At 65.8% G+C, this 9836-nt stretch carries 12 protein-coding genes; 6 read left to right on the plus strand and 6 right to left on the minus strand.

Annotated elements, in window-relative coordinates; all coding sequences use genetic code 11:
* Positions 1-31: 31 nt before the first annotated feature.
* Positions 32-415: a hypothetical protein gene (locus ABIC66_RS18955; RefSeq protein ID WP_354072116.1), complete on the plus strand. Its 384-nt coding sequence runs from the start codon at positions 32-34 to the stop codon at positions 413-415.
* Entirely contained in the window at positions 415-1326 is a 912-nt protein-coding gene (locus ABIC66_RS18960) for a sterol desaturase family protein (protein WP_354072118.1), read from the plus strand. The genes ABIC66_RS18955 and ABIC66_RS18960 overlap by 1 nt, the downstream gene beginning before the upstream one ends.
* Here the strand turns inward: ABIC66_RS18960 and ABIC66_RS18965 are convergent.
* Complete coding sequence (locus ABIC66_RS18965) at positions 1323-2375, minus strand: NUDIX hydrolase (RefSeq protein WP_354072120.1); 1053 nt, start codon at positions 2373-2375, stop codon at positions 1323-1325. The genes ABIC66_RS18960 and ABIC66_RS18965 overlap by 4 nt on opposite strands.
* Positions 2314-2958, minus strand: coding sequence for a YfbR-like 5'-deoxynucleotidase (locus tag ABIC66_RS18970; protein ID WP_354072122.1), 645 nt, complete (start codon positions 2956-2958; stop codon positions 2314-2316). The genes ABIC66_RS18965 and ABIC66_RS18970 overlap by 62 nt, the downstream gene beginning before the upstream one ends.
* Positions 2959-3063: 105 nt before the next feature.
* On the opposite strand from ABIC66_RS18970, the gene ABIC66_RS18975 reads away from it, so the two are divergent.
* Complete coding sequence (locus tag ABIC66_RS18975; RefSeq protein WP_354072124.1) at positions 3064-3876, plus strand: universal stress protein; 813 nt, start codon at positions 3064-3066, stop codon at positions 3874-3876.
* Positions 3877-3909: 33 nt separating this feature from the next.
* Positions 3910-4284 carry a hypothetical protein gene (locus tag ABIC66_RS18980; protein ID WP_354072126.1) on the plus strand — a complete coding sequence of 125 codons (375 nt, stop codon included), beginning with the start codon at positions 3910-3912 and terminating at the stop codon, positions 4282-4284.
* A 115-nt stretch (positions 4285-4399) separates the two neighbouring features.
* Here ABIC66_RS18980 and ABIC66_RS18985 read toward each other — a convergent pair whose 3' ends face one another.
* The 4 genes from ABIC66_RS18985 to ABIC66_RS19000 all read right to left on the minus strand — a co-directional run bounded on the left by ABIC66_RS18985 (position 4400) and on the right by ABIC66_RS19000 (position 8767).
* Positions 4400-5212 (minus strand): hypothetical protein, encoded by an 813-nt coding sequence (locus tag ABIC66_RS18985; RefSeq protein ID WP_354072128.1) that lies wholly within the window; start codon positions 5210-5212, stop codon positions 4400-4402.
* 124 nt (positions 5213-5336) lie between these two features.
* Positions 5337-6206, minus strand: coding sequence for an AAA family ATPase (locus ABIC66_RS18990; protein ID WP_354072130.1), 870 nt, complete (start codon positions 6204-6206; stop codon positions 5337-5339).
* 59 nt (positions 6207-6265) lie between these two features.
* Entirely contained in the window at positions 6266-6898 is a 633-nt protein-coding gene (gene pseH / locus ABIC66_RS18995; RefSeq protein ID WP_354072132.1) for a UDP-4-amino-4,6-dideoxy-N-acetyl-beta-L-altrosamine N-acetyltransferase, read from the minus strand.
* A 102-nt stretch (positions 6899-7000) separates the two neighbouring features.
* Positions 7001-8767: a tetratricopeptide repeat protein gene (locus ABIC66_RS19000; protein ID WP_354072134.1), complete on the minus strand. Its 1767-nt coding sequence runs from the start codon at positions 8765-8767 to the stop codon at positions 7001-7003.
* A gap of 211 nt (positions 8768-8978) precedes the next feature.
* Here ABIC66_RS19000 and flbT point away from each other — a divergent pair, with 211 nt between their 5' ends.
* Positions 8979-9404 carry a flagellar biosynthesis repressor FlbT gene (flbT, locus tag ABIC66_RS19005; protein ID WP_354072136.1) on the plus strand — a complete coding sequence of 142 codons (426 nt, stop codon included), beginning with the start codon at positions 8979-8981 and terminating at the stop codon, positions 9402-9404.
* Positions 9364-9726 carry a flagellar biosynthesis regulator FlaF gene (gene flaF, locus ABIC66_RS19010; RefSeq protein WP_354072138.1) on the plus strand — a complete coding sequence of 121 codons (363 nt, stop codon included), beginning with the start codon at positions 9364-9366 and terminating at the stop codon, positions 9724-9726. The genes flbT and flaF overlap by 41 nt, the downstream gene beginning before the upstream one ends.
* The last annotated feature ends 110 nt before the right edge of the window (positions 9727-9836 follow it).

The following is a 9836-nucleotide window of genomic DNA, read 5'->3' on the forward strand; positions in this document are numbered from 1 at the left end:
CGGCAATAAGTTACGGGGGGATGCGCCGGTCTTGGACAAGGCGATGCTGATTCAGCTGGGCGGTTCCGTGGTCGCCGTGGCTCTGCTCGTCGCGTTCGCGGCGTGGCTGGGCGTGGCGCGGGCGACCCCGCCGCTCGATGCAGAGTCAGCCCGCGCGTTGCTCGATCTGGAGTTCCCCGACCATAGGCCGGACGCCGTCTGGATCGCCGCCGACGGCGCGGGGGTCATCGCTCGCGAAGGCGACCTGGCGCTGGTGCTGTACCGGCGGGGCGACGGCTATGTGGCGCGGGATCTGCCCTGGTCGGTCGTCGCGGCTCTGAAACCGACCAATGGCCGCCTCACGGTTCGCCTCGCCGACGCCCGTCCCGTGTTCGCCGTCAACGACGCCGTCTGGCCGCCGAAAGAGTTCGTCTGATGCTGAAAGCCGCGTTCGACCCCGTCCAGCTCGCCATTCCCTTTTTCGTGCTGGCCATCATCCTGGAAATCCTGCTGGGGCGCCTAGGCAAGGCGAAGGCCAATTACGAGACGCGCGATACGGCCCTGTCGCTGTCGATGGGCTTCGGCAGCACGGTCGCCGGCCTGATCCTGGGCGGGGTGATCTTCGCGACGACGGTCTGGGTCTGGCGGCATCGGATCTTCACGATCCCGATGACCGCGATCTGGGCCTGGATCGCCGTCTTCCTGCTGGAGGACCTGACCTACTATTGGTTCCACCGCATCGCCCACGAGCGGCGGTTCTGGTGGGCGAGCCATGTCAACCACCACACCTCGACCCACTACAACCTGTCGACCGCCTTGCGGCAGACCTGGACCGGCGGCGTCGCCGGGACCTGGCTGCTGTGGCTGCCGCTGTCGTTCCTGGGCTTTCCTCCGGCCATGGTGGCGATCCAGAAGGGGATCAGTCTCGTCTACCAGTTCTGGATCCACACCGAGACCATCAAGCGCATGCCCCGCTGGTTCGAGGCGGTGTTCAACACGCCTTCGCACCACCGCGTGCACCACGCGCGCAACGCCCGCTATCTGGACGCCAACTACGCCGGCATCCTGATCGTCTGGGACCGCCTGTTCGGCACCTTCATTCCAGAGGTCGACGACGAGCCCTGCCGCTACGGCACGGTGAAGAACCTCGGCAACTTCAACCTGCTGTACAACGTCTTCCACGAGTGGATCGGCATCGCCAAGGATTTGGCCGGCGCGAAGTCGCCGCGGGAGGCGCTGGGCTACGTCTTTGGTCCGCCGGGCTGGAGCCCGGACGGTTCGCGCGACACCTCGCGCACGCTGAAGGCCAAGTGGCGGGCGAGGGTAGAGGCGGAGAAGGGCGGCTAGTCCCGGAGCAGTGGCAGAGACAGGCCCGTGGCCTGCCGCGTGGCCAGCATCTCGCGGCGGAAGCGGAACAGCTCGGCCGGGCGGCCGCCGGTCTCGGCATCGAGGCGGCCAAGGCCCTCGACCAGCTCCTCACGTTCGACGACGCGGCGGAAGTTCTGCTTGTGCAGCGGCACGCCGGCGATGGCCTCGACCGTGCGCTGCAGGGTCGAGAGGGTGAACTCCTCGGGGGTCAGCTCGAACACCACGGGGCGATACTTGATCTTGCCGCGCAGGCGCGAGAGGCCGGTGGCCAGGATCCGCCGGTGATCGGAGATCATCGGCTCGCCCAATGCCGCCGACAGGGCGGCGGGCTCAGCCGGGTCATGGCCGTCGGCGCGGGCTCGGTCACGGGCGGCCTCGGGGGCCAGGCCGGCCTCATAGAGCAGCTCGTAGCGCTCCAGCACCCGCTCCTCGTTCCATGGCGCGTCCTCGAGGGCGAAGGCCAGGCGGGCGCGCGACCACTTGGCCGCGTCATCGCCGGCCCAGCGGCGCAGGGCGGGGGCGATCGCTTCGTCCAGCAGGGCCGGGCGGCCGGCGCGCCAGTCCTCCCAGGGAAAGAACCGCGTCCACGGCGCCCAGGCGGTGTCGGGCGCGTCGGTGTCGACCGCCTTGGGCGTCAGGCCCAGATAGCCGACCGAGACCACCCGCGCCGCGCCGGCCCCGACCTCGGCGCGCGGAGCGTCGCGGCCCTTGTCGCCGAAGGTGTAGAGCTGCTCGACATAGCCGAGCTGGAAGCGGGTCTGGGCGGTCACGAAGGCGCGCAGGCCGAGCTCGAAGGTGCGGTGCGCCTCGGGGTCGAACGGACCGAACGGCAGGCCGGACAGCGGCGAGGCGATGTCGGTGACGGCGTCGTGCGGTCGCACGGTCAGGACGACGGCCTCGCCATCGCGGATCGCGACGACCACCGCCGACAGGCCGATGACGACCGATGTGCTCATGCCAGCGTGCTCATTCGGTCTCGAACGCCGCGCCCGGAGCGGACTCGTAACCGGCCGCCCGCGAGAGCACATGGAAGCGCTGCACATAGCGCGCCTGGGCCTCGAATGGCGGCTGCGGAACGATGCGCAGGTCATAGCCGGCCGGCGGCGCGCCGAAGATCGACAACGACTCCGCGTGCTCGAAGCCCGCCAGCTGGGTGGCCTCGAAGAAGGCGCAGGCCCGGTCGGCCTGCTTGATCAGCTTCTTGATCGGGGCGGGGGTTTTCACGGGCAGGCCGAAGCGGATGTGGATCGCATCCTCCAGTCTAGCCTCGAAATCCTTGTAGCTCACCCCCAGCGCCGCCTTGAACGGGCTGATCATGTCGCCGATCACATATTCGCTGGCGTCATGCAGCAGGGCGGCCAGGCGCCAGCGCGGCTCCAGGTCGGGCTTGATGTGCGCGGCGATCTCCTCGACCACCAGGCTGTGCTGGGCCACCGAGAAACCGTGGTCGCCGACCGTCTGGCCGTTCCAGCGGGCGACACGGGCCAGGCCGTGGGCGATGTCCTCGATCTCGATGTCCATCGGCGACGGATCGAGCAAGTCGAGCCGACGTCCGGAGAGCATCCTTTGCCAAGCGCGGGGCGGTCCGCCCCTATGCAGCCCTTTGGCCACGAGATCGTTCCTTACGGTGAAGGTGGTTGACTGGCCCATCGATTGAGAAAGATCAATGAGCGCGTCGCCGTCATCTGTGGAAATGCCCCTGAAGGGAGTTCGATCATGAGTTGGGCGAGAATCATGGTTCCGCTGGCCGGAACCCCGAACGATCAGGGCGTTTTGGCCTCCGCCGCGGCTCTGGCTGGCGCGTTCCAGGCCGAACTGGCCTGTGTCCACGCTCCCGCCGACATGGCCGACCTGATGCCCTGGATGGGCGAGGGCTTCATGGGCGGCGTCCAGGTCACCGCTCTGGAAAGCCTGAAGGAAGCGGCCTTGGAAGGCGCGCGCGCCGTGGGCAAGCTGGCGGCCGAGACGGGTTACGCCCGCACGCGCGTGGTCACGCTGGACTCGCCGGTCTGGGCGGGCCTGGCCATGGAGGGCCGGCTGTCGGACGTGATCGTGTTCGACGACGCCTCGGCGCGGGGCAAGGGACCGCTCGCGGAATCTTTTCAGCAACTGGTCGCCGACGAGCAGCGTCCGACCTTGGTGACGCGCCCTGGCTTCAAGGTCGATGGCGTGGCCCTGGTGGCCTGGGACGGTGGCAAGGAGGCCAGCCGCGCCGTGCGTACGGCCCTGCCGCTGCTGCAGAAAGCGGGCTCGGTGATCGTGGCCGGCGCGCCCGGCGCCTCCTCGCGGGCGTTCGAGCTGGAGCGTCTGGTGGAATTCCTGGCCGCGCGCGGCGTGAAGGCGACGGTGAAGGTTCTCGAGGGCAATGGCGACGCCGCCGGCCTGCTGCTGGGCGCGGCGCGGGACACCGGCGCGAACCTCCTGGTCGCCGGCGCGTTCGGTCATCCCAGGCTGCAGGAATTCATCTTCGGGGGCACCACCCGCACGCTGCTGAACAGCGACGGGCCCTCGTTGTTCCTGTCGCACTAAAGTACTGAAACTTCAAAAGAAGGGAGACCTTGAATGTCTCTGTCCCGCATCGTCATGCGCCTGGCGCGCAATCCCGGCACCGAGTTCGCCGGCGGCGACGATCATCGCGGCTACGCCCTGACCGCGCCCTTGACCGAGGATGGTCATATCGACGAGGGGGCCTATGCCAAGGTCAAGGACGCCTGCAGCGTGCGCCGTTTCGCGCCCGACGAGGACGCCGTGGACGGCCGCCTGGCCAAGCGGGGCGCGCGCTGGTTCTTCGACTATGACGACGAGGACCAGGCCGACGACGAGCCGCTACACCGCCTGGGCGAGCACCGTTTCGCCCTGGGCGAATACGTCACCGTCACCGACGAGGACGGCCGACCGCTGACCTACAAGGTGATGGAGGTCGTTCCGGTACAATAAAATCCTGTCATCCCGGGCGAAGCGCAGCGTAGACCCGGGACCGCGACAGGCTGAACGCTTCCGGCGGTCCTGGCTCGGCGCGCTTCGCGCTTGGCCGGGATGACAGTTTTTATGGTCAGCCCCCGACGTTGTGGCGGACCAAGGCCTTCATGTCCTTGAACAGGTCGTGGTCGTCGGTGTTACGGGTCTTGGCCTTGACGACGGCGACGGCCAACGGCCCGCCCTTGGGGCCGCGGGCCTCGTAACCGGCGAGGCGATAGCCCTTCGGGGCCTTGTCGTTGGCCAGGATCAAAGTCGCGCGAACGGCGTCGCCGCCCTTCTTGGCGCGGATCTCGGCGGCGTGGTCGTCGGCCTTGATCGTCACGTCGCCCTCGTGCTCGTCGTCCGTATGGACGCTGACCGCGCCGTGGGCGTCGTCGCTCTTGAAATTGACGTTCTTGTTGACCTTCACCTCGGCGGCGCCGCCGTCGCTGTTGATGGTCAGGTGGCCGATACGGATATCGGCGCCGTCGTCGCTGGCGTCGATATTGACGCCGGGAAGATGGATGCTGGTGCGGTTCTTGGCGGCCTTGCCGTGGAGCGGCTTGGGGGCGGCCGGCGGCAGCGGCATGATCGTCTTCAATTCCGTCTCGATCGGCGCCAGGGCCGCCTCGGCGTCGCCCCCGTTCAGCTTGATCAGCCGCAGGTCGACCGTGGCCTCCTCGGACGCATAGGCGCAGGCCTGGCCATCGTCGGCGACGCTGACGCGCTTGAGTTCGCCCTGACGTTCGGGGCAGTCGAGGCGGCCGATGACGCGCATGGGCTCGCGGCGGCCCAGCCGGCGCTCGGCATGGTCGCGCTTTTCCGGCTCGACGCGATGGCAGGCCGTCAGGGCCGTCACGCCGACGCCGATTAGCAGCGTGGCGGCCAGCCATTTCGAATGACGCATGGGTAGCGGTCTTCCCTTGTTTGCGCGGGGCCTTGTTTACGCGAGGCCTCGTTTGCGCGGGAAGGTGGGCGCGCGCCCTGGGCGCGTCCAGTGAAATCCAAGTAACGGCCTTTTCGCCGCGGCCCTACTGTCCGGGTCGCGCGCCCGAGCCCTCGCGCCGAGCCAGGAAGGCCAGGCGTTCGAACAGATGGACGTCCTGCTCGTTCTTCAGCAGAGCGCCGTGCAGGGGCGGGATCAGCTTGGTCGGGTCTTTCTCGCGCAGGACCTGGTCGTCGATGTCCTCGACCAGCAGCAGCTTCAACCAGTCGAGAAGCTCGGAAGTCGAGGGTTTCTTCTTCAGGCCCGGCACCTTGCGCATGTCGTAGAAGATGCGCAGCGCCTCAGACACGAGCTTCTGCTTGATGCCCGGGAAGTGGACGTCGACGATGGCCTGCATCGTCGCCTCCTCGGGGAAGCGGATGTAGTGGAAGAAGCAGCGGCGCAGAAAGGCGTCCGGAAGCTCCTTTTCGTTGTTCGAGGTGATGATCATCACCGGCCGGACCTTGGCCTTGATGGTCTCGCCGGTCTCGTAGACGAAGAATTCCATGCGATCGAGCTCCTGCAGGAGGTCGTTCGGGAACTCGATGTCGGCCTTGTCGATCTCGTCGATCAGCAGCACCGGGCGCTGGTCGCTCTCGAACGCCTCCCAGAGCTTACCCTTCTTGATGTAGTTCTTGACGTCCTTGACCCGCTCGTCGCCCAGCTGGCTGTCGCGCAGACGGGTGACGGCGTCGTACTCATAGAGGCCCTGCTGGGCCTTGGTCGTCGACTTGATGTGCCAGGTGATCAGCGGCGCGTTCAGAGCCTTGGCCACCTCATAGGCCAGCACGGTCTTGCCAGTGCCCGGCTCGCCCTTGATCAACAGGGGACGCTCCAGCGCCACGGCGGCGTTCACCGCGACCTTAAGGTCGTCGGTCGCCACGTAGTCGGAAGTGCCTTCGAAGCGCTGGCTCATGCCCATCTCCGCCGGAATCGAGTCCGGTTCGAACAGTTGTTCAAAATGAGCCGATCAAACTACCGGTGCGGACGCCGTTGGCAAGTGTCACGATGGGAAAGGCGGTTTAGCTGGTCCGGGGATCGGGTTTCGATCGTGAACCCCTTGTCGCGCAGCCGCTGGGCCATGGCCTCGCGCCGCTCGGCCCAGTCGTCGGCCAGGAGGCCCAAGCCGACGACGTCGATCGCGTGGCCGTTCTTGATGACGTGCTGGCGGAACAGCGCCTCGCGCTGGAAGCCGTACAGCTCGTGCAGACGCCAGACACTCTCGTTCGAGATCAGGACCTCGCACCACAGCTTGTTGAGGCCGAGGTCGCCGAACACGTGCTCGATCACCCAGAACTCGACGAAAGAACCGACGCCCAGGCCGCGCACATTGGGGCTGGCCAGGTAATAGGCCCATGCGCAGCGGCGGTGGACCATGTCGATATCGGCCAGGTTGGCCAGACCCACGGGCTCGCCGGCGACCTCGATGATCCAGTAGCGGCGGCGAGCCTCGTGACGAACGACGTCGAACCAGTGATCGTGTTCGTCGCGGCCGATCTTGTGGTCGGAATACATGTACGCGGCGACGTCGGGGCTGTTGCGCCAGTCCAGCAGCCGCTCGCGATCTTCCTCCCGCACGTCGCGCAGCCGAACGTTCACTGTCGCCATCGTTGCTGTCCTATCTCCAGCCCAGGCCGGTCAAGTTCGTTAACTGGACCGGAAATGGGACGATTTATGTAGTGGCGAAATACAATGTGCGATCGAACATAATTATCGCGCCACGAAGTCTCGCAAGGCGTCGGCGACATTGGCCATGGCCTCCGTCCAGTGGCCATATTGCTGGGTCACGAAGCAGCGGACGCTGGGGTACCAGGGGTAATAGTCGGTCCCCAGACGCGTCCAGGCCGAGGCGCCGGTCAGCATGAAGCATGGCGTCCCGACCGCTCCGGCCAGGTTCATCGTGGCGTTCGAATAACCCACCACGAGGTCGACCGCCGCGCACAGGGCGGTGACGTCGTCCAGGTCCTGCTTTAGATCAATACCAGGTGGCTGCCAGATCTCGATGCCGAACACCTCCTTGGCGTAGGCGATCTCTTCCTCGCAATCACCGTACTGAAGGTTGATGAAGGTCGCCCCCTCGGTCCGCAGCACGGGCTCCCAATCCTCGAACGGCGAGAATTGGCGCGCCCGCTCGGCGCTCAGGACCAAGCTCTTCCACAGTATGCCGATCTTGGGACCCGAACCCAGCTTCTCCAGCTCGGCCTTCCAGTAGGCGACGCGCTCCGGGTCAGGCGTGAGGAACGCCTTGCGCTGGGGGAACGCCTCCAGCGACCCGCGGCGGCTGCTCAGGAACTCGCCGAGCGCGGTCCAATAGTCGAATTGATCCCAATCTTCGACGTTGGGGACGGTGCGCCACACGCGGCCTTCGTAAGCCACGGTCCGGTGAGGGAGGACCTCGACGCCGGGGAACGAGCGCTGAATCAGGGGGACCAAGCGTCGTTCGAACGCCAAGGTCACCGCGCTCTCCGGACCCAAGTCCTCCAGCAGGTCCGGCAGCAGATTGGCGAACATGATCTCGTCCCCGAGACCCTGTTCGGCGATGATCAGGGTGCGCTTGCCCTTCAGGTCCTGGCCCGCCCAGCGGGTGCCGCCGATATAGAAATGCGGCGCTTCCGACAGTTCGTGTGAGAAGCGCGATTCGTAGGCCTTCCAGCCTTCCTCGAGACGGCCGAGGGCCAGCAACAGGGTGGCCCGGGCAAAGTGCATGATCGCCAGGTCCTGGGGCAGGGCGGGGCGTTTCATCGCCTCGTCGCAATCGGCCAGGGCGCCCTTGACGTCCCCCAGGTCCGATTTGGCGAACGCACGGTTGTGCCAGGCCTTGGTGTAGTCAGGATTCAGGCTCAAGGCCTCGGCGAAGAAGATCATCGAGCCGGCCGCATCGCCGGCGTTGCACAGCACCGTGCCTAGCGTGTTCCACAGCGCGGGCGCGGTAGGGTTAGCGGCGATCGCCTCCTTCAGGACTTCGATCGCCTCAGCTTCGCGGTTCAGCTCGCGCAGGGCGCAGGCCAGGTTGTTGGACGCCTCGACGTCGTCCCGGCGGCTGAGGCGGAAGTGGGCGAAGAACTTGGCGGCGAGGTCTGGCATATTCATGCGGAAGGCTAGGCGTCCGAGGTCGCCAGCGACCGCGGCGTGATCCGTCAGGAGCTTCAACGCCGCTTCGTATGCGCGGAGGGACGAAGCGTAGTCGCCGTTCTTTTCGCGAGCGATGCCCAGGATGTGCCAGGCCAAGCCTAGTTGCTCGTCCCTTTTCAGCAGCTTGAGGGCCAGCTTGTCGGCCTTATCGTATGCGCCGGTGTGCACGGCGTTGATCGCGCGGGTCAGCAGCTTGCTGTTCTCGGCGTTCTTGACGTTCTGGGTGGCCTGCTTCAGGCGCTCGATGGCCTCGGTCGAGGCCGAATCGCCGATGGCGCCGGCTATCTGGCCCGAATGGATCGGAGCGGCGCCGGCGTCGGCCTGGGCGAGGGCGCTGGCGGACATTTCGAGGGCGCGTTTGCGAGGCATGGCGAGCTGACCTTAGACTCTGGTGTTAACCATGTTTTGAGGCGCTATGCTTAATTGAGTCCTAAGCTGCGGCTCACGGTCGCAAGGACGGCAAGACAGCGTTAACACGTGCGCGGCTAGCTTGCCTTTCAAGCCGTCGTCATCGACGGAACCGGGCGAAGCGGCGTCAATGAAGGAGCGGCCTTAAGTGCCTTTGAAGCTGTCGCTGAAGCCCGGCGAAAAATTCGTTCTCAACGGCGCCGTGGTCCAGAACGGAGACCGGCGCGGTGTTCTGGTGCTCCAGAACAAGGCCTCTGTCCTTCGCGAAAAGGACATCATGCAACCGGACCAGGTCACGACGCCCGCGCGTCGGATCTATTTCCCGGTAATGATGATGTACCTCGAAGAAGGAGTGGCGGAGAAGTTCTACGAGGAATTCGCGACGCGCCTTAACGATTTTATGGGTGTTGTGCGCAATCCTACGGTCCTTCAGGACTGCATCGCCATTTCGAAGCACGTTATGGCGCGTGAGTACTACAAGGCTCTAATGTTGAGCCGTAAGTTGATTGAATACGAAGACGAGAGGTTGGGGCATGTCTCTTCGGGCTTATCAGCAGGCGGCGACGCGGGCTGAGAATCCCCGTGAAATGGAGTACCGCCTGTTCGGGCAGGTGACGCGCGCCCTCATGGACGCGTCGCAGGCCCCGGTGGACGACATCGCCACGCGGATTGACGCATTGGATTGGAATCGCAAGGTCTGGTCGGCCTTGGCGACCGATTGCGCCTTGCCTGAAAACCAGCTGCCGATCCAGATGCGCGCGAGCATCATCTCCCTGAGCCTGTGGGTTGGGCGTCACTCCAGCGCCGTGATGCGCAAGGAGGAGACTTTCGAGCCCCTGATCGAGATCAACCGCATGATCATGCAGGGCCTGTCCGGGCGTCCCGAGGCCGCCTGATTCTTCGAATTCCGCAAGACTGAAGGTCTTGCCTATCATCTCCGGAAAAACCTGCCGCCCGGCGAATCTTGCATTCGCCGGGCGGTGTCGTTTTTGGTCCGTGTAATTCT

Origin of the sequence: Caulobacter sp. 1776, assembly GCF_040545685.1 — a bacterium.
Lineage (GTDB): Bacteria > Pseudomonadota > Alphaproteobacteria > Caulobacterales > Caulobacteraceae > Caulobacter.